The following is a 20,084-nucleotide window of genomic DNA, read 5'->3' as shown; positions in this document are numbered from 1 at the left end:
AATCAGAAGGCATTGCGCGCTCGCAAGGGTCCGGAGTTTTTTCGTTAACCTTGCTCTGGGCTTAATCCAGTTTGAGGTTCGGTCTGCGTCGGACGAGTAGCGCGGCCTGGGCGCGCGCGAGCTTGAGCTTTCTACGGGCTGCGGTCCGTTCCATCGAGGGAGCGATGCAGGATGCTTCCCGAGCCTTCTGCCTTACTTCGAGATGTAGTCACGGCTTCTTGCGAGTAAAAATCACGAGCTCCCAGGAGATCCAAATAGAGTTGCTTTGTCCGGTCAGCCATTGATCTGGCCGTGTAGTGCATTCTAAACCGATGATGAGCGTTTTGAGCGAAGCTTCGCAATTCCTCAGCACTAGTGGCACGTATCGCATTCGCGATATCCAGCGGTCGCAAGCTCTTCAGGAGCCGTCCGGTCGCTCCATCCTCAACAAGCTCCGGAAGTCCTCCTACTGAGGAGGAGAATATCGGAAGGCCCGCTCGCATCGCTTCGATCGCGATCATGGGCAATCCCTCCCAGCGAGAAGGCATCAGGAGCAGGTCAGCCGTTGCCAAACTCTCCTCGACCTGTGACCGAGTTCTCCAACCGAGGAGTTCGACATTCTCGGGAATTTCTAGAACGGTAGTGGCATCGGTAACAAAGTCACCGATCGCAAAGCCCTGAGCCAAGTTGCCAAGCTCGGACATGACGTCGAGAAACACGTCAAATCCCTTTTGTCGATCGAAACGACCCACGAAAAGAATTTTGACCGGCCTCTCAAGGCCTGACGCCGAGTTCGCTGACGGCATCGCCTCGTCCGCGATGCCATTTAGAATCACAACACATTTTGAAACAGGAATGCCGGCTGAAGCAGCCGCTTCGCGCTCGGAGGAAGATACGCATACGACACCGTCGCACAAGCGCGACAATGCCGCCTCAAGCCACGCATATAGCCGGTTCGCCTTTGTGTCCCGCAGGAACGCCCAACCATGAGGACAATACACAATGATTGGACGGCGCTTCGGCAGGAAAGCAACTGGACGCACAAGAAGTCCAGCAAACGTAGAGTGGACATGAACGACATCGGGCTTAAAGCGTTGGATCAGCGCCCCGGCGGCAAAGGGGACTCTGATCAGAGACCGTATCGATCGCCCAACGTATGGATACGACTTGATGACAAGCTTTGGATGAGCCAGCTTTGATAGAGCCTCGTCATTTATATCGGGACCGAAGACCACAATTTGAGAGATTGCAGAATCTCTGATTTGCTCCGCAATCAATTCCTGCAAATGCGCAAGAACCCCTCCCAACGGCGCTTCGGTGAAGTGCGCGACCTTCAAGTTAAGATTGTCTGATTTTGACACTTTAACCGCCTTTACGCCGTTGCATCCTGAGAAGGTCGCGCGCGATAACAAAAGAAGCAGGAACTATAAAGAAGGCACACAGGCCGAAGCTATTTCCCCAGAACAGCCCAACTCCCCCCAACGTTTTTGCCAAAGCGACCTTAGCTACAAAACAGCTTATCCCAGACAAACTCGCCAGTTTCAGTTGCATAGGCAGCAGCGATGGCACGCTCATGAGTGACGTGAGCACCGCGTTAACGGCGAAAACCGGAATCCAGATCGCAACACCAATGATCAGGTCATTTGGAAGCGATATCCTGCCACGCGTCCAAAAACGCGTGACATCATCTCCAAACAGGAGGGTCACCGTCGAGACAGAACCCGCTATAAGCAAGGCCAATGAAAAAGCGGAGACCAAAAGTCCACACGCGCCGCGCGCATTTTGCTCCGCGGTTGCAGCTCGGAACTGAGGCCAAAACGGAGTCAGGCCAATCGAAAGCAACGTCTGGACCGCGATCGCCATTTTCTGCGCAACCCCGAATCGCGCCGCCTGTTCGGCATCCAAGAGATGTAATGCCAAGACAGAATCGAAGGAAAAGCTGATGGCGTTGATCGCGTTTACGAGCAGGAACGGAGCGCCGGATTTCAGCACTGTTGCCAGCTTCCCCGCACTTGCCAGCGAAAGACGCGGCTTCAGGTCGGGGCGCCGCCGAAGCAATAGAGTGCCGTTAAGGCAATGAACGACTAGAGGCACCGCGCAGAAAGAAGCCACTACGGCGACGATACCTGCATTGAACTGGAGGCTGACAACGATCGCGCAAAACGTGGCAAGGGAGGCAAATGCGTCCCAAATGCTTTGAATTGCGGTTTCACCTAGACCAAGTCTGGTTTTCCAAACAAGGCTCAGCGGCGACACGATACAAAGTGTCAGACACGTCACAAAGAATGCTTCCCAAGCTCCAGTACCTTGAAAATGAACGAAGCTACTACCCGTCCGATTCGAAAAGAACGTCAGACATACCACCGTCGTACTGACGACTGAGAACAACGTAAGAGCCACAAGCGCATTTGAAAGGTATGTTCGCGCGGTATTGTAGGCTCCCTTCGAGACTGCGATGTGATTGACTAGACCCGATCCAATTCCCAAATCGATAAAGGAAAAAGCGCCCATCAAGGAACTCGCGGCGAGCCACACGGCGAATTGCTCGGAGCCCAGGTGACTCAGCAGGATCGGCACGAGAGCCAGCGTGGATCCCATTTGAATGACCCGCGCTGCCAACCCAGCCGCGGCGCCAAACAATGGATGCGATCGCAATCTGCTCCAAACTTCCGCGCGCTCATTCACGGGAGTTGCAACCGAATACAAGGCATAATCCGACTACTGCCCTGAGCCAGCTTACCCGCATCAGGTTCAGACCATGCGTCAGCCAATGAGTCTCAGATCCTCTACGGAATCGGTTACTGTGATAGGCTAGTGCCATCCCATTTTCCCGATCAGCTGCGCGAGGACGTGAGATAGGTCTGGCTCGGAATTGGACGTGTGGATGGTCGGAGGGGGGCGCCAGCAAGTTGCCCCACCCGTGCACTAAAGGCTGCGCCTGCGCCCAGGGTGATCCAGATCATCGGGGTTCGAAAGGTATCCGTGGTGAGCCCGGTTACGATAACATCGGCACAGCTCATGATGATCGGGTATGCAACCACCGGCACATTCCGACCCAAATTCGCGTAGATCAACCCCGCCCCGCGCACCGAAACGATGAGCGCGATCCAGATTGACATCCATCCGAAAAGGCCGATCAAGCCGAGTTCAGCGGCAAGCCTGGCGTAAAGCGAGTACGTGTTAGGCCAGGGCGCGTCGGTAAATCGGAGGGACGCCTTGACCTCGGAACTTAGGAACCCCCAGTCCGGCATATACGAGCTAGCCTTGAAGGCGAACTGACCCAACCCAACCCCCAATATCGGGTACTCAGAAAACATTCTAATCGACGTAACTTGATAGGCCAAACGCGACAGATCGGAAACAGAAGTCCCCACAACGGCCTCGCGAATCACCTCGTCGAAGCTCGCCGCGTAAAATATGATCACTGCAACCACTGCAAACAGCAGTAGTGCCCCAATGAAGGTCGCCGACTTCGGTACGCGTCCATCCGGGGGCAGGAACAGAAATTTCAGGAGACCGAAAGCGACAACGTTGGTTGCCAAGAGCAACCATCCCGTCCGGGCCTGAGAACCAACAATCAAGGCTGTGAAAGCCAAGAGCAAGAAAATATGGAGGGCCTTCCTAATGCCCCGAGTTATGAATATTGCAGCGAAAAGCCAAGGCCATGCAAGTCCGGAAAAGTTCCCGAATGATGGAGGCTCGAACGAAACGGTACGAAGGCGTTTATCCCATCCCTCGATAAGCCTCAAATTCAAGGTGCCGTCCCACGATTGAACAGTATGATCCGAGCCCGCGTGGAGCAAGGAGTTCACAGTTTGATAGAGTGGAAGACTCATCCCAACTCGATCGAGAGCCTCGAGCAAGCCGAAGCCGACGCATAGTGCCGCGCTGATACAAATGGGCAGTATCAGGCGCACATACCATCGCCCCAAAACCACTGCACGAGTCAACAATGCGAGGGCTAAGCCGTAGATTACCACGGTCGCGGAGGTGACCAATTTCGCAAGCCCATCGCGACCATGAAACCTCGCCGCGCTGATTTCAGTCGCATTCCAGAGGGCCGAAATCGCTATTACGATTACGATGGCGGCACCGGTTCGCCAGAAAAGGGGCCCGCCTGGCCGCTCGACAAGCTCACCAGCTACGCTAGCGCCGGCAGCGTTGATCCCATACAGCCCCATGGCCAACGCAAAGAAATAGAAAGAACTCTCGTTGCCGAGTTCTCCGAAGGATTTAAATCCTGCGATCGCGTCGAAGGGAATCGCGATCACGGCCAACGCGAATATCGAGTCAGCCAGTTTAACGCGCATGACCATGTCCGTCATCTTCGGCCCGGTCGCCAGGGACGATCACAGGGTAGTTGCTTAGGACGACCGCCTTTCCGGCTATTTTGGCAACGGCGGTTCGAGCAGAGTCGGACCTTAGCCAGGCAACGATCTGACTTGTTTTCCCTTCCTCGAACAAAAGGAGCTGCACCTGAGGGTCCACGGCTTGCAGTCGGCGAACGAACCTCATACTCGTTAATCGCCGAACTAATCCGTCATCCGGCTCAACCTTGAAAATACCCTGCGCCGTCTGAAGTCCAAAATGAGACTCGGGATTGGCAGGGTCGTCCCTTGAGTCCTTCCATTCGTACCATACGGTTGCCTGAACGCCACTGGCGACGTTCGCAAGATAGGCGCGAGCCAAATATGCTCGCTGGGTTGCACGGCCAACGGCCGAAGCGGGATAACCCCATTCAGTGCACAGCATGGGCACGTCACGCCATCGACCGGACAGGCGCTCAAGTAGTGCGCGACTGGCCAGGTTCTCAGCTTCCACGCTCTCCGGATCCGGCCGTCGCCCGCCGCTTATGCGATAACTATGCATACTCAAGCCATCGAGACACCCTGCCGCCTCGGTCTTCGCCAGAGTCCCATAGAGTGCGGGCGCCCGGATCGGCAGGCTGGCAGTTGCCGGCGCAAGCACCATTGCCTTTGGAGCAGCCATCTTGATTGCGCTGCAAGTCATTGCGGCGAGTTGCGCGTAGGCATCTGGCTTTGGTTTGGGCGGCCAGAATACGGGCAAGTCCGGCTCATTCCAGACCTCCCACGTAACCGACTCGTCAGCGTACCGCTTCGCGGCAGCGGCAGCGAAGCGGCTGAAGGCCGCCATCGCAGCCTCACTCTCTGGTGGTGCCGCAACTTTCCTCTCTCGCACGCCCGGATCTGCCGGCAGTTCTAGCCAGCGGCTATAAAAATGGTTTCCAGTCGCCAGAATCACAATGGAGGAAAGACCCGAGTGTCTGACCTTCTTGAAAAATGCGTCTGTCGTTGCCCAGTCGAACTCTCCTGGATCTTTCTCGATTGCTTCCCACGACATACCCCATCGTACAAAGCTGAAACCAAAATTTCGGATTCGTTCCAAGTCGGCAGTGTCAATCTGCCATACCTGCACGTGAACACCCAAGCCTGAGGGAAGGCCATTGGCCATCACACCCCGATTCGACGCCACTAACTGAACGAGCAGCAGAAAAAGCTGCAGCAGCCATCTGCTTCTGCGCAACAACCTCTTGCGCGGGGCGAAGCGGCTTTTGTGAGGAGTTTCGACCATTATCGGATGCTCGGCTAGCGACGAATGCTGACAACCTCAAACGATCGACATCCAACGACTGTCTGTTCGGATCAAGCCGCTGTCAACCAACTCGCGACTTGAGGTGTAACGAACACTTTCCGGGCCTAGGAGCGACAAATTAGGATTTGCTGCCAGGAGTTCACCGTACCGGCGGTATTCTATTGCGCCGCCGTAGTGTTCTCCGTGTGCAAGAGAATCTTCGATGCGTTTGCCGAAGTCCTGAAAATACTTGAAGTGCAGCAGAGCGCCTGTAACGGGCGAAAGCTTAACGGCGTTAAGCCGATGGCTATTAACAAACGCGTTTCCGCTTCGCCATTTGACCAACGGAACCTTATATGCCTGCGTTGCGACGACCTGAGCTCGTTTTTGACGGAAAAATCCAGCCTTGTGCGCGATCGCTAAGGCTCGCCTCGCCAATTTTGGCTTCAGACGAGGCCAGATCGCAGGCGTATTCTGATCTCCAAAACAAAGGCGCAGACGCGGCCCACCAATGTGCTCGAAGGGCGGGAAAGCAGACGCGAAGCCGTATCGGCGCACGACAACATAGCTGCTGTCATGGTAAGGGCATGTCGCTCTAAAGTCTTCGCTTTGCCGATAGTTGACCTCTCGGATAGGGAGCGAGCTGTACATGTCGAGGAGAAGTGCGTACACCGCCTCATAACCGAGCTGATCCAGCCAGTTGCAAAATTTCGGCAGTTCTACATTTTCACAAGCGGGAAAGACAAACAATTCGTCGGCGTCAGCGAGAAGAATCCAGTGTGATGTGCCATAAGCATCCAGCAACGAGTTCAGCCAATTAACACCTGCGCGACTCTTTCCGTACGACCCTTCCGTGAAAAACACGTGACAATCTGATTGATCGAGCAAAAACTGCCCCGACCCATCGTTGGATCCATTGTCGATTACAAAGAATCGGGATACCCCGAGTTGGCGATAATAGTTTAGAAAGTAGGGCAGGCGTAACATTTCATCGCGCAGCACCGCGAAGAGGCGGATTTCACTTCTATCGTCGGGGATGTCTCTTCGATCTTGCCGAACGAGTTCAGGATGGAGCTTATTCATATGATCCCGTTAAAATCGGTAAACTGTAGGCGTGAGGGCCCGCTAGGCAAATTATCTGCTGGCCAATTACGATTTTACAAGCACTACCCGACGGTTGAGCACGCGCTCAGGGTGACGAGAATACCCGAACTTCCCTCTGATCACGAAGCATGTGATATCAATTGACCTTCCAGTATTCGCCGCGTTGCCTATCCCGCCTCGCCGGTAGTTGTCCATAGGTCGACCTAGGTGCATTCGTTTAATCATTAATGCTGGCGCACTGGACCAGACCATTCGGCAAGTGCGCGTGAATGAATGTCGCAACGCACTGATCCTTAGCGCAAGTATCTCTCGTCCTGCTCAATCCCAGGTATACTCACCCTCACTCCGTCGCGCGCCAATCTCTTGGCGAAGATTTCGCGTGACGCAACATCCAATTTCTTCAGGTTCTCCAACAAGCGCTCGCGTTCAACCCAACCTACGCCGGTCAAATTGATGGCGGCTTCCTCAATGAAACCGCTATTGATGAGAGCTGCAAATTCAGCGACGACCTCTTGTTGACGAGATTTGCTTAGCACCGAGAAGACCGCAAGCGCCAACTGATTGCGCCGGAGCACGACCCAGCCTTCGTTCGGTCCCGACGCATAGGACCGTTCCAGATACCTGATGTTGTCAAAGTCGAATCCACTGCGCCTCGTCACAACCGAATAGAGCATCAGCCAAAGAAATGAGTCAGTTGGGGTGACCTGTAGCGCCGACCGCAATTCGCCCTCGCTCGCTTCCATTGCGCGATCGCCCTCGTCGGGTTTCTTTCGGTGCATCGCTTCTTCGGCGGTTCGCAGCGTTACCAGTGCGAGTGCAGATCGAAGCTCAGGTTGCACTACAACCGGTCGGGAATTCGCATTCAAGCGGATCAGCATGTCCGCCAAAACACCAGGCCTGAACCGGCCGTCGGCCATGATCTGTAGCGACGCCTCGCGGATAGGTGCCGTCAACCAGAAGGAAGGAACGGCTGCCATCGGCCAGAGCGTACCGAAAAGCGCCACAAACAGCAGCATCACACGCACGAATGCCTTCGGCACTGCGCGACAGTTAGTCCACGTACCCATACCTTGCGTAGTATTTCTGGTAGTATTGGCGACCATAATAGGCTTCGTAGCGCGCAAGTAGCCTTGTCTCGGCCTTGTTCAGGACGGCTCCCAACAGCTTGCCGTGGATTTCCGGCGCCGCGCGCAGATTGTGGCGCGCCACGTCTGTATTCGTCTTTCCCCACTCTACCACATATAAGTAAGAATCGACGAAGGTCGAGGTGACACGCGCGTCGACCACAGGCGCCATTGGCGGCATGTCCAGCACAACGTACTCGAATTTCGAGCGCAACAACGTGACAAGATTGTGCATCGCTTTAGACGCGAGGATCTCGTTTGTGTGTAGGAGCTTCGAGGGCGTAGCCGCCGGCAGTATCGAGAGCTTGGTCTCAGGATCGATTACTAACGTATCCTCCAGCCGCGCACTCTGCGCGACAACATCGACCAAGCCGACGCGCGCGTACGGCACCAGCGCGCGCGACAGTGAGGGGTTGCGCAGGTCAGCATCGATCAGAATCACTCGGGCGCCACCGTGTGCCATGAGCTGGGCGAGGTTCGCGGAAAGCGTGCTCTTTCCCTCGTTCGGAAGAGTTGAGGTGACTGCCAGCACACGATTCTCTCGCAACATTGAGTTGAGATCCATGGCTACCTTGAGGGTTCGCACGGCCTCGGAGTAGCGGGACAGAGGATTTTCGACGACATAGCGCAAGAGGTCCGGATCGGGGCTGCCTGACTTGTCGGTAAACCTGTCCGCAAGCGAGCCAGGAAGCAGCGACAGCGGCCGTGCGGCGGAGCTGCCCACCGTGGGGAGGATCGCGAGGCAGCTTGTGCCCAGGATTTCTTCGACTTGCTGGGTCGTACGGAAGACGCGGTCGGTGAGCTCGCGAGCCATGGCGACGCCAAAGCTCAGCATGAGGCCACTGAAGAGCCCTACCGCCAAAACGACCAGAGGCTTCGGATAGCTCTTCTTCAACGGCATCGTCGCCGCGCTGATAACACGCGCTTCAGTGATCGGGAAGGACTGCTGCTGCACGCTTTCCATATAGCGCTGCAGAAAATTGTCGTACATCGCTTGGTAGGATTGGGCGGTGCTCTCGAGCTCGCGCAACTGGATCTGCGCCTGGTTAGTGAGCTGTGATTCAGAGACAGCCGCATTCAGGCTCGTCTTGATGCTCTCCTCACGGGTGGCTGCGATATCATAGTCGCTCTTGTACGATTCCTGGATGCGCTTGAGCTCGTCGGTGATGTTCTTTCTGATCTCGTCCATCTGCCGCCGAAGGTTTACAGCGGCGAGATGGTCGTAGCCATACTTCGACGCCCAAATGGCCTCTTTGGAGGCCATGTCGACATATTGAGCGCGCAACTTTACGATCGTCTCGTTCTTCAGCGCATCGGCAACAGAGGCATCCGGGATCTCCTGCTTGAGGATGCTGGTCATGCGGTCAAGCCGCGCCTTAGTTTCTGCGGTCGCCGCATGCGCCAGCACGAGCTGGCTGTTCACTTCGGCGAGTTGCTGCTCGTTCATCAGTCGTCCGCCGGTATTGACGATGTGGTTCGCAATCTTGAAATCGACCACCGCCTTCTGCGCACCGGTCGCCTGGGCACGCAGCTCCTTTATGCGATCCTGCAGCCAGACACTGGCGCGGCGGGTCGCCTGGTACTTCGCCTCGAGCTGGTCCACGATATAGGCGTCCGCGATAGCATTGGCGATCCTCGCCGCTTTCGCTGGATCGCGCGAGGTGAAGCCAATCTCCATCACGTAGGTGGTGCCAAGACGCTTGATGACTCGATTCCTAGCGAACTCCTCCAGTGCCTTTCGGGTCAATTCGAATTCGGAAGCTGGGCTGCTCGAGGAAACCAGCCTAGCAACGGCGCCAAGCAGGGCGCCACCAGTACCGGTGAATTCGGGATCGTCGATCAGGTGAAGGTCGCGGATGACCGCAAGGCTGATGTTTTCGGATTTCAGGATTTCGACCTGCGTTTCCACGGTCGCGGAATCGACTGCGACGTCCCCAAGCACCGACTGCTGCTGGAACAGCTGCACCTTCCGCGTGTCGATCACCATCGACGCGGTCGAGGTGTATTGCGGGGCAGCAGTAAAGAGATACAACAGCGCAACGATCACGCAGGCCGACAGGATTGCGATTATCGTCGGGAACTGCCGGCGGATAATGCTGAGATACGAGGCGAGCGATTCGGACTGTGAACCTTGCATCTCAACGAATTCGCGATTGATCTCCGCGGCCGGCTTGTTCACCTGTAACATCTATAGATTCCTGAAAATGGATCGAATGTGTGTTCTTGGGATCAATGCTGGCCAAAAGCCTAATGGCATCCGGAGCAAACCCGATGCCAAAACCCGCGCTGCCCTGAAAACTAACACAAACCCGCCTGCAATTGAACGCAGTGAATGCCGTGCACAGCGCGCCTTGCGCGACTTTTTGCAGAAAGCTTAACGGCGCAAACGCAAAGCGGCGCCCGGTGGCGCCGCTGCCGTGAGGCCTCATGGGCCCGGCCGAAGGGCCGATTTCGGTCAGCGCGCGCTGACGCTGTTGCCGGCGCTGCCGACGCCGGCGTTGCCGCCGTTGGGCGCGTTGTTGTTCGTGGTGTTGTTGCCGAACCTGACGGCCCCCCCGCCACCGCCGCCGTTGGCAAAGCCGCTATTACTCGTCGGCCCGCCTGCGCCGGTGCCGCCGCCACCCGCGCCGCCGCCGGTCGCGGCGATTGCGACGTCGCCGGTGGCGGCCTGATAGGCGACGATCACATCGGGATTGCCGGTGCCGGCGATCGCGCTCTGGATCTCATTGCCATAGGCCTGATCCTGCTGCGCGGCCATGCGAGCGACTTGGGCGAGGCCGGCGACGATGGCGCGCATCTGGTCCTTCGTGGTCGCGGGATCCTTTAGAAGCGCGATCAGGCCGGGAAGCGTGGTCGGGTCGGAGGCGCCGAGATCGCGCACGCGCGAGATCAGCTGCGGGCCGCCGGTCGGGTATTGCTGCAGCAGACTGTTGGGCGCCGCCTTGAACTCGGAAATGACGGTGGCCGGCAGCTGGCGCTGCGGCGGGTAAATGGCGGCGCTGGCAACCGACGAGATCGTCGCGGCGAGGGCCGCGGCGGCAGCCAAGCGAAGCGCAATCCTGATAACGTTCATAAATCAACCTCCAAAAAATCAGCTGCCCCGATGTGCTTCCTCGCCGGGCAAATGGCTGTGCAGTGCAGGAACCTATCCGAAGTGAAAAGGGCTGTCCATTTATTCTAAAGACTTCGTAAACGGCGCAACTGCTTCAAATCTAGATACTTTTGTGAAGCTGCGGCACCCGGTCCGGGGCCGCGTCAGCAGTTGTCGGACGCCCTCGGCTCGCCGCCTGGTAGCGCCCGTCTCCGCCTCCCGCCGAGCCTCCTTGGTGCGGAAGGATTGCGCCAGGCCGGCGCCGAAAAGCGCAAAGAATGGAATGCTGTAGCCGGGCACCTGCAGCGTGAAGTCGAGGCACGAATGCAGCAGCGACAGCGTCGCGGTCGCCACCGCCGCCAGTGGGATGATGGCATCGCGCCGGCGGGTGAACACGCCCCTGGCCAAAACGAGCAGCATGATGGCCCAGCCGAGCGCCACCAGCAGCGCCATGGGAATGCCCACCTCGGAGGCAAGCTCCAGTGGCGTCGAATGCGCGGCGTCCCAGATTCCGCGAATCGAAATGTTAGGACTTCGATACGGCGGGAAGGCCCATTGGAAGGTGCCCATGCCGGTGCCGAACCAGGGATTGTCGCCGATGATCCGCAGCGTCGATTTCCAGGCCTCGATGCGGCCTTCGTCAACGAGGCCCTGACTGTCGAAGCGACTGGAGACGCGGCCGCCGAGCAGCTGTAAGAGGCCAAGCGCGACAGCAAGGCCCGAGCCGAGCGAGATCCAGACGCCGGTGCGCGGCGGCAGGTCTTTCCTGAGAAAGAGCGTGAACGCGACGATCATCGCGAGCAGCGACAGCCCGACGCCGGCACGCGAGGTCGTCATGAACATCGCCATCAGGCAGATCAGCAGACATGTGAGCTGCGGCAGGATCTCTTTGGGAGGGATCGTACGCACGTCGAGCGACAGCCGTTTCCATTCGATGTGCCGTTCAGGGAGCCGGCGGCGGACATCCTCCAGAATCAGCAGCATCCAGATCACCGCGCAGGAGCCGAAATAGGCCGCCGCCGTGTTGCGGTTGATGAAGGTACCGGTGACGCTGCCGAGATAGGCCGTCTTGTCCCGCCACAGGATCATGGTGGGCTCGATCAGGAACGAGAGCACGCCGTAGAGGGCGTAGGCCGCACCGGAGATCGCGATCACCCACAGTAGGCGGCGGGCGCGGTCGCGGTTCGCTCCGACGGTGATGCCGAGAACGATGGCGAGGATGTTGGCGAGCGGCGCGCCGAGCGCGAAGAACGCTTCGTTCTTCACGATGGAAGCCGAAGGAGCGACCGGCACGCCCAGCAGATCCGAGGCCTGCTTCCAGATCGGCTGGAATGGCGCAATCCAGGGATGGTCGGAGAGCTGCTCATGCAGCACGAACGCGTAGGCCGCAACGATCACCCCGAGGCCGGCGAGCAGCCAAAGATGCGGCCGACGCAGATCGCGCGTCGGCGCGAAGATCACCGCTACCCCGAGGCACAGGCACCAGAATGCGATCGACAGATCATTGGTCGAGCCGAACGGAAACGGCGCGCCGGCTACCACAAAGAGCAGGATGAAGGTCGCGGGCAGGCTCCATGACCAACGAATCCTGAACCAGCTCATATTGGGAGGCCAAAGGCGCATCGTGCTTTCTTAAGGCGAGCTTTGCTTTAGGCTTAGAGGAAGCAATCGATCGGATAGATCTTCAGATCCACATTGAGGCGGCTGTTCCGGGTCTGCGCCCGGAACGCCAAGAATACTCCAAAGCTATCACTGCCCGGATCGAGTTTTATTCCAGGGGTTAATTCGTCGGGCGGGACCAGGACGCCGATGTGCCGGTTGATAGCCGAAATCTCGATCCGCCCCTCCCCCTCGCCGAAATGCCCGCCGAGTTGCGTCACCGTGACTTTGGGCAGGCCGCGGCGCTGATGACAGACCTCCTCCTCCCATAGCTTGGTCTGCTGGACCAGCGGTTTGCCCGCGCTATCGGGGACGAGGATATCCGGGAAGGACGGGCGCAGCATTCCGAAGAACTTGCTCTCCTTGGAGTTCGCCGACAGCCGGACCGTGAACGACAGCTCGCCCTTGGCGCCCTTGAGGCGCGACAGGACCGGAGCATCAGGCTCCGCGGAGACCATCACGTCGATGCGGTGGCGGACGCCTAGCTCTGCAGCAGCGCCGAGAGCTTGCCCGAGCGGTGCAAGCCCGAAGCCGACGGGGACGAGAGCCAAAAGACGGCAAAGTGTCCGAAAGCGCATGAAGCCCCTTGCAACAGTGCGGGGTGCCCGATGACCGGCGCCCTGCCCAGTGGCGCCTTGATCTTTCCCGAACTCGTAGCCGCAGCAGAACCGCTTCGATCTAAACGAAAATGGCACCGGGACAAAGCCCCGGTGCCATCGGTTTCGCTGGATCAAGTTGGCGTCTTACGGCGCCAGCTTGACGTTGTTGCGGAAGATCAGGGCGTCGTTGGAGAGATTCACCGCATCCGAGCCGGTGGCCATGATCACGCGCAGGAACTGCAGGAATTTCGTAACTTCGACGTTGCGGGAGTTCGAGACGTAGATCACGTCGCCGTTCTTCATCATGACCTTGGTGGTAAGGAAGAAGCCACCGGGATCGCGGAGGTTCACGTTGAAGATGACCGGAACGGTCTCTGAAGTGTACTTGCTGACGTCGATGCCGAGCTGGGCCGCAACCTCGCGCGGCTCGCGGCGATAGAGATAGACGGCGGCCGGATCGGCCTGACCATCGAGGAGACCACCAGCCTTGCCGACGGCTTCGCCGAGATTGATGCGCCAGGCATCGAAGTTGAACTCGCCGCTCTGGCCGCTGGCGCCGAACGCCAGGAACTTCTGCTGCTCGCGATAGACGTAGATGCTGTCGTCGGGGCGAACATAGACGTTGTTCTCGGGCGCCATCACGAGATTTTCGAACGGCACGGTGGCCCGCCGTCCGCCACGCTCCAGCATGACCCAGGTCTCGAAGCCCTGGCCCTTGATGCCGCCCGCGCGGGTGATCGCATCGAGCACGCGATCCTTGGCGCCCGCCGCGCTGGCGGGATAACGCGCCGGCGAATTGACCTCGCCGAGCACGCTGATGAGCTGGGTGCGTTGCGAGGACATCGCCACGACCGCCTGCGGCTCGATCGCACGGTTGCCGATCTTGTCGACGATCGCGCGCTGAATTTGGACCGCCGTAAGCCCCGCAGCCTTGATCTGGCCGGCATAGGGCACGGTGATGAAGCCGTCATTGTCGACCGACTGATCGGGGATCGTCACATAGTTACCCGGACGGACGCCGGCTTCCGCCGGGATGAACAGACCGCCTGCCGCGGCTTCGAAGATGGTGACGCTGACGACGTCGCCGATGCCGAATACGATGCTGGCCGGCGGCCGCCGATCAGTGAACACGCCGGCGAGCCCTTTGGGCTCATGGGTGTGCAGGATCTTCACCGTCGCGGGATTGAGTGGCACCAGCTCGTAGGCCGGAGCGTTTTCAGTCTGAATCTTGTTGTTGACGTCGTCCGTCAGCGGTCCCGAGCCGGGATTGGTCGAGCACGCTCCGAGCGCCAAAGCGGCGGCCAGCAACGCTGGCTTCAACATATAGGTCTTGGCAATAGATGACATGAATCGCGCCCGAGGCTCCCCAAGTGACGTAAATTGGTACGGCCTAGGGGGTGGTGCGACAAGTGTTCCCGGTGGTTAACGGTGCGATCGGTCGGCTACTGTGGCGCCCGGGCCACTCTTTGGGGCTTGGTTTAACCCTTTGTGACTATTTGTTGTATTTCGTGTGCTCCGTTGGCGCGCAAACCGCCCAAGCCGAGGACTCAGTGTGTCGAGCGTGAGGCTTCTTGACCTCGCCGCCCTCTGCTAAGGCTGGAACCATTAAGATAGGATTCCCCGTGTCTGGCCTCCTTTTGATCACGCTGCTGGCAGGTTCGCTCCTTGGCGGCGTGGATCTCCCCTCGCAATGGACGAGCCCCTGCCCGGACAACACAACGTGTCGCGGGAGGCCTATCGTTGAAGCCGCCAACCCCGCCCCCTCCTCCGTCTGGAAGTTCAGCCGCACGCAAGGGGGTAAGGACGGCGAAAGCTTCGCGGCCATCACGAAGACCGCGGATACCACCCAATCCGACCCGGACTTTGCCGGCCTCATCGTTCGCTGCGCGCCGAAGGGCAAGGTTGACGTGCTGGTGGCCCTGATCAGGCCCTTTCCGCCGCGGAGCCACCCCAAGGTCACCATCGCCGCGAGCGGCGGTGGCACCCTGACCTTTGACGCCAGCATGGCGGCCGCAGGCGCCGCGGTGCTGCTGCCCGACGAGGTCTCGGCCTTTGCCGCCGGCAAGTGGCAGTCAACGGCCTCGCTGTCGGTGGTGGTCAGGGAAAGCGACAGCGAGATCAAGGGCGTGGTGGCCCTGAACGGCTTGCGTGAGGCCTATCATTCGCTGCTGGCAAATTGCAGCCAATAGGCCAAATTTAGCCATACAGATTAAGGGTCTTTTTAGGGTGGGGAACCTAGGGTCCGAAGCACGGAGAGTGTTTCGGATGACCGCGTTTTTGATTTTCAGCTTTTTGGTAGGTGCCGTGCTGGGCCAACGCTTTCGCGTCCTGGTCCTGCTGCCGTTGACCTTCGTCATGGTGCTCGCCGCCATCCCGGTCGGCTTGGTGCTCGATCTCACCGTGCTCGAGAGCCTGAAAGGCGTGGCACTCGCGGCCATCGCCCTCCAGGGCGGCTATCTGTTCGGCTCGGCCGCGCGATTTGGCCTTGCCGCCGCACGTGCCGCCCGCGTCTTCGGCCGTCCGATCAAGGCCACCCGCTGATCGCGCGCCGATCAACGCTGCGACGAGCCCGCGCGCAAACGGCCCGAGGTTTAAACGTTGGACCGAGGCAGGCCTCTGTTTGAAAACCACCCGCCCGCTTGTATGGTGACCTGACCGTTTCAGGATTCCCTTCGAGCGCGCCGTTTGTCCCTCGCTTATTTTGCCCTCATCGTTTCCATCGTCTCCGCTTCCACTCTCGAAATCGCCGGCGCCAAGTTCGGTGCGCAGCTCGGGATGATGGCCGCCGCGCTTAGCCTGCTGGCGGCCACCGCGAGCGCGCGAAAAGCCGATTACGACCACTATGTTCGCGCGACCTCCTGGGGCCGCTGGATCCCGATCGCCCTTCCGCTGTTCATCGCGGCTCAGCTCGTCCCGCTTCCGCTAAGCGCTGCCCATCCGATCTGGGCCAGCACGCGCGATGCCATAGGTGGCCTGCCGTTCGGACCGATCACGGCCGATATCGGCTTGACCGTCAGCGCGCTGCTGCTGGCGCTTGCGGCGATCTCGTTGCTCGGCGTCACCATCCTGGTGGTCCGCAATCGCAGCCGGGCCGAGCTGGTTCTCTTTGTGCTGAGCGGCGTAACCGCGGTCTCCGCCTTGATGCTGGACCTGCATCGGCTGTCGCCGGCGCTTGCTGGAGCCGCGCCCTCAGATTTCACGACGACTTTGGCCGGCCTCGGTCTCATGCTCAATCTGGCGGTGATGCAGTTCGCGGCCGAACGGGCCGAGACGCATCATTCGATGCTTCGCTCGGTGGCGATCGGTCTTTGCGGACTCATGGGCGCGCTGGCAAGCGCGCTTGCGGTGCTCGGCCTGTCGGGCACGAACAGCGCGATCGCCGCGGCCTTTGGCATTGTGCTGATCCTGCTGATCCTCGTCATTCGCAGGCTCGATCTATCGCCATTGGCAGCGGGCGCCTTGTCGGCCGCCGCCTTGATCGGCGCGGCGATCGTGCTGTCCTTCCTGTTCGAAAAAGGCACCGGACCGGTCCTCTTGCGGCTCGTCCCGGATATGGGGGCTGAAACGCGGGCCGCGCTGGAGCGGATGTTGACCGACACGCGCTGGTTCGGCGCGGGCGCCGGGACCTTTGCTGCGGTGGGCCGGATCTATCAGAGCGATGTCGGAGCCGCTTTGACGGCGCCGTCGACCGCGACGGCGGTCTTTGCGGGCATGGGATGGATTGGCCTGGCGGCCGCGCTGGCGGTGAGTTCGATCGTTCTGGTACGCCTGTTCTTCGGCGCCTTGCAGCGCGGACGCGACTCGTTCTTCCCTGCGGCCGCCGCGGCCTGTGTTTTGTTTGCGCTGATTCAGAGCTTGGCCGGGCCCGGGCTGCTGCGCCCGGCGGCCATCCTGTGCCTTTCGGTGATCGTGGGACTGGGGCTGTCGCAGAGCATCAGCCAATCTGGATCACGATAGAGCGCCGGTGATCAGACCGCGCGATCGCCGAGGGAGGCCCAGTAGTTCGGGTTCTTGGGCGACTGAATGCGGACCCAGCGATAGGGCTTCTTCGACCACGGCAGAATGTGGCCGGAGAGATTGTCCAGCACGAGATCGCCGGCGAAGGTGCGCACCACAACCACGAGATGATGCTCGCCCCAGGTGGTCACGACCTCGCTGAGCAGCACCGAGCGCGCCGGAAAGCCCTTGGCGATCAGTTCGTGGCGTTTTGTCACAGCGTAATCGTTGCAGTCGCCGCTGGTCGGATGCAGCAGCCACTTCTCGCCGCGCAGCCCTTCCAGATTGGCCTCGGGACGGATGGCGGTATTGACCTGCTGGTTGACCTCTTGCATCTGCGCCAGCCGCTCCGCGGTAAGCTTCAGGCGCCCGCCCCTGAACACGATGTGCTGGGGCCGCGGCTTGCACTCGTCCTTGTACTTCAGGCAAAACAGCGTGAATGCCATTGGCGCCAGCGTCGGCTGGTCGAACTTGATGTACTGGATGGCCCCGCGCAGCCCCAAGGGCGCACCGACGAATGCGGCTTCAGCGCGCTGCTGCACCCCTGCAGCAACGACGATGGCGGCCACGGCCGTCAGGAACTTTACAACTTTGCGCATGTCGCGCTCCCCGTTTTTGTTGGGGAGACGCTACGCGAGATGTCTTGAAATACGGCTCAAAGGCCGCGCGATCCTTTAATCAAAATGCGGGGGCCCTGGTCGGAAACAATTAAGAATACCGATGTGTGACTTGTTCTGCTAAGAGCCATCGCGACGTTCCGCTCGCGACGCTGGAAGCGATTCGACCGACCTGATGGGCCTTTCCTCACGCTTTCGAAAGAAGACCAAGCCTCGGCTTCCCGACGGCGTTCGCGTCTATGCCATCGGCGACGTGCACGGCCGCGCCGATCTGCTTCAATCGCTGTTAACCGTCATCGACGTCGATCTGGCCCGCTCGGCCCCCGAACGGGCCATCCAGGTCTTTCTCGGCGACTATGTCGACCGCGGCCCGGACTCGCGCGGCGTGCTTGATCTGTTGATCGAACGCTCGAAAACACACGAGACGGTTTGCCTCAAGGGCAACCACGAGATCTTCCTGCTCGAGGTCCTCAAGGACCCCGCCCGCCTGCAGGAGTGGCGCCACTATGGCGGCCTGCTGACGCTGGTCTCCTACGGCATCACGCCGACCATGAATCCGTCCGCGGAGCAGCAGGTCGAGCTGATCGAAGGATTGCAGCGCGCGCTGCCGCCCGAGCACTTGGCTTTCCTCCAGCAATTGCCCTCGTCCTTTACTTGCGGGGACTTCTTCTTCGTCCATGCCGGCGTCAAGCCCGGCGTGCCGCTCGAGCGCCAGAAGGATGAGGACCTGCTCTGGATCCGCGAGGAATTCCTCGCGTCGGAGGAGCGCTTCGGCAAATATATCGTCCACGGTCACACGCCGGTCAGCGCGCCCGATATTCGCCCGAACCGCATCAACATCGACACGGGCGCCTATGCGACCGGAAACTTGACGCTGCTGACCATCCAAGGTGATAGTCTGCTCGCAATTTAAGAGCCCGGCCGTCCTATCGGTCCCGTCTTCGGTTCGCCCTCACAGGACTCGTCGATTTCACCATGAACCGCATGTTCCTGCTTCGCGTCATCGGCATCTGCACTGCGTTCGTGCTGCTGCTTCACGCCGGCATAACGTTCTTTGGCGATCTCGTACGGCCGAACTTTCGCGCGAGCGACTTGTTCTCGGGTGAGATTCCGCCCGAGAAGGCCAAGCTGGCGGCCGGCGGCGTCTTGGCATCAATTTCGCTGGATGGCGACCTGCTCGCGAACTACGCGGCGGCAATGGCAGCTGACGTTCTTCACCGTCCTTCAACCGATGCGGCCGGACGGACCGGCGAGAACAAGGCCGCCCAAAGCGCCGTCGTCGCTGCCTTGAAGGTCTCACCAATCAGGCCCGCGCTCTGGCACACGCTCGGCACGCTGCAGGCCCAGGCCGGCGAAGCGGCAACGCCTGCGGTGAAGATGTCCTACTTGACGGGATCGGTGCCGATCGACGTCGCCTTGGCTCGCGTCCGGACCGTGACCTCGGGCGCGGCTGCAACGGACGAGGAGATCAAGCTGCTGGCGCAATCCGACATCCGCTCGGCGCTTGCCAATCGCTCGCGTTACGAGCCGCTGCTGATCGCGGCCTATGTGCAGGCAACGCCGCAAGGCAAGGCGCTGCTGCTCGACACCACGAAAGTGACCGATCCCAAATTCAACGAGATCTTGCGGCGTTACTGAATTTCAGCGCACCGATTTCGGGTTGACCGGCACGAAGTCCTGATCGCGACGCGGTTGGTCGGATCGCCCCTGATAGACGAACATGCCCTTCTTGGTCGTGACGATATCGCCTCGCTGCAGGCTATCGTCGCGGAGAAGGCGTTCGGTCGCGACAAGGTCCGGATCTTCCGGAATCGGCTTGTAGAGCTCGGGATGCTCCCGCCGCTCGCGCGAAGCTTCCTTGGCGCGGCGCCGAGCGTCCTCGATCCGCTGCCGCCATTCGTCGCGCGTTACTTCTGGCTCGCTTGGTGGAAGATAGTCGCTGAGCGAGGGCTCCGGATCGGCCTGAGCAAGACAGAAGCAAGGGTAGGCGAGACCAAGGCCGAGGGCAGCGGCAAGGGAAACGACAGCCCGAGACAGCGTCCCCAACCGCCTTCCGTCATCTAGCGAATGGTCACGTCGAGCGGTTCGCACGCTGATAACTCCAAAGACAGAGCATAAGGACAACCATTGGCCGGAAACTCCTTATGCCCGGCTCATCAATCTATACCTTTGCCAATTGCAAGAAAGCGAATTCGCAGGCAAGCTTTGCGCTTTAGCTTGCAACCTCGTCTGGCACGAAGTTGACGAGCACCTGGCGAGCCCGAGGAGTCGAAGACCTCGTTAGCTCGCTGATATTCTCTTCGGGAATTGCGCGTGGAGCTGC

General features: G+C 59.6%; 18 protein-coding genes. 5 read left to right on the top strand and 13 right to left on the bottom strand.

Annotated elements, in window-relative coordinates:
* Positions 1-131: 131 nt before the first annotated feature.
* The 11 genes from A3AS_RS44805 to A3AS_RS0107975 form a co-directional block, all read right to left on the bottom strand.
* On the bottom strand, positions 132-1,340 hold the full coding sequence (locus A3AS_RS44805; protein WP_157644222.1) for a glycosyltransferase: 1,209 nt from the start codon (positions 1,338-1,340) through the stop codon (positions 132-134).
* A 1-nt stretch (position 1,341) separates the two neighbouring features.
* Positions 1,342-2,685 (bottom strand): lipopolysaccharide biosynthesis protein, encoded by a 1,344-nt coding sequence (locus A3AS_RS0108020; protein WP_157644221.1) that lies wholly within the window; start codon positions 2,683-2,685, stop codon positions 1,342-1,344.
* A 128-nt stretch (positions 2,686-2,813) separates the two neighbouring features.
* A complete protein-coding gene (locus A3AS_RS0108015) occupies positions 2,814-4,289 on the bottom strand; it encodes an O-antigen ligase (protein ID WP_157644220.1) in 1,476 nt (491 codons plus the stop codon).
* Positions 4,279-5,571 carry a cellulase family glycosylhydrolase gene (locus A3AS_RS0108010; protein ID WP_018317079.1) on the bottom strand — a complete coding sequence of 431 codons (1,293 nt, stop codon included), beginning with the start codon at positions 5,569-5,571 and terminating at the stop codon, positions 4,279-4,281. The genes A3AS_RS0108015 and A3AS_RS0108010 overlap by 11 nt, the downstream gene beginning before the upstream one ends.
* A 36-nt stretch (positions 5,572-5,607) precedes the next feature.
* The gene (locus tag A3AS_RS0108005; RefSeq protein ID WP_018317078.1) at positions 5,608-6,654 is read right to left on the bottom strand and encodes a glycosyltransferase family 2 protein; all 1,047 of its coding nucleotides are present in this window, start codon (positions 6,652-6,654) and stop codon (positions 5,608-5,610) included.
* Between the two features lie 314 nt (positions 6,655-6,968).
* Positions 6,969-7,700, bottom strand: a complete 732-nt coding sequence (locus A3AS_RS0108000) for a hypothetical protein (RefSeq protein ID WP_157644219.1) — start codon at positions 7,698-7,700, stop codon at positions 6,969-6,971.
* A gap of 25 nt (positions 7,701-7,725) precedes the next feature.
* A complete protein-coding gene (locus A3AS_RS0107995; RefSeq protein WP_018317076.1) occupies positions 7,726-9,987 on the bottom strand; it encodes a Wzz/FepE/Etk N-terminal domain-containing protein in 2,262 nt (753 codons plus the stop codon).
* Positions 9,988-10,254: 267 nt separating this feature from the next.
* On the bottom strand, positions 10,255-10,872 hold the full coding sequence (locus tag A3AS_RS0107990) for a hypothetical protein (RefSeq protein ID WP_018317075.1): 618 nt from the start codon (positions 10,870-10,872) through the stop codon (positions 10,255-10,257).
* Positions 10,873-10,971: 99 nt separating this feature from the next.
* Positions 10,972-12,513 carry an O-antigen ligase gene (locus tag A3AS_RS0107985; protein WP_245283160.1) on the bottom strand — a complete coding sequence of 514 codons (1,542 nt, stop codon included), beginning with the start codon at positions 12,511-12,513 and terminating at the stop codon, positions 10,972-10,974.
* Positions 12,514-12,545: 32 nt separating this feature from the next.
* The gene (locus A3AS_RS0107980) at positions 12,546-13,283 is read right to left on the bottom strand and encodes a hypothetical protein (protein ID WP_245283159.1); all 738 of its coding nucleotides are present in this window, start codon (positions 13,281-13,283) and stop codon (positions 12,546-12,548) included.
* Between the two features lie 9 nt (positions 13,284-13,292).
* Positions 13,293-14,495 (bottom strand): polysaccharide biosynthesis/export family protein, encoded by a 1,203-nt coding sequence (locus A3AS_RS0107975; protein WP_018317072.1) that lies wholly within the window; start codon positions 14,493-14,495, stop codon positions 13,293-13,295.
* A gap of 290 nt (positions 14,496-14,785) precedes the next feature.
* On the opposite strand from A3AS_RS0107975, the gene A3AS_RS0107970 reads away from it, so the two are divergent.
* From A3AS_RS0107970 to A3AS_RS0107960, 3 genes are all read left to right on the top strand, one after another.
* On the top strand, positions 14,786-15,337 hold the full coding sequence (locus A3AS_RS0107970) for a hypothetical protein (protein ID WP_018317071.1): 552 nt from the start codon (positions 14,786-14,788) through the stop codon (positions 15,335-15,337).
* A gap of 76 nt (positions 15,338-15,413) precedes the next feature.
* Complete coding sequence (locus tag A3AS_RS0107965; RefSeq protein ID WP_018317070.1) at positions 15,414-15,689, top strand: hypothetical protein; 276 nt, start codon at positions 15,414-15,416, stop codon at positions 15,687-15,689.
* Between the two features lie 234 nt (positions 15,690-15,923).
* Entirely contained in the window at positions 15,924-17,105 is a 1,182-nt protein-coding gene (locus tag A3AS_RS0107960) for a hypothetical protein (RefSeq protein WP_245283158.1), read from the top strand.
* An 11-nt stretch (positions 17,106-17,116) separates the two neighbouring features.
* Here A3AS_RS0107960 and A3AS_RS0107955 read toward each other — a convergent pair whose 3' ends face one another.
* Entirely contained in the window at positions 17,117-17,743 is a 627-nt protein-coding gene (locus A3AS_RS0107955) for a transglutaminase-like cysteine peptidase (protein WP_018317068.1), read from the bottom strand.
* Positions 17,744-17,936: 193 nt separating this feature from the next.
* On the opposite strand from A3AS_RS0107955, the gene A3AS_RS0107950 reads away from it, so the two are divergent.
* On the top strand, positions 17,937-18,674 hold the full coding sequence (locus A3AS_RS0107950; protein ID WP_018317067.1) for a metallophosphoesterase family protein: 738 nt from the start codon (positions 17,937-17,939) through the stop codon (positions 18,672-18,674).
* Between the two features lie 62 nt (positions 18,675-18,736).
* Positions 18,737-19,399: a hypothetical protein gene (locus tag A3AS_RS0107945; protein ID WP_018317066.1), complete on the top strand. Its 663-nt coding sequence runs from the start codon at positions 18,737-18,739 to the stop codon at positions 19,397-19,399.
* Positions 19,400-19,402: 3 nt separating this feature from the next.
* Here A3AS_RS0107945 and A3AS_RS0107940 read toward each other — a convergent pair whose 3' ends face one another.
* Positions 19,403-19,807: a hypothetical protein gene (locus tag A3AS_RS0107940; RefSeq protein ID WP_018317065.1), complete on the bottom strand. Its 405-nt coding sequence runs from the start codon at positions 19,805-19,807 to the stop codon at positions 19,403-19,405.
* Positions 19,808-20,084: the final 277 nt, after the last annotated feature.

Source organism: Bradyrhizobium sp. WSM2793 (genome assembly GCF_000379585.1).
GTDB lineage: Bacteria > Pseudomonadota > Alphaproteobacteria > Rhizobiales > Xanthobacteraceae > Bradyrhizobium.
This window is presented reverse-complemented; position numbering and strand designations above follow the sequence as displayed.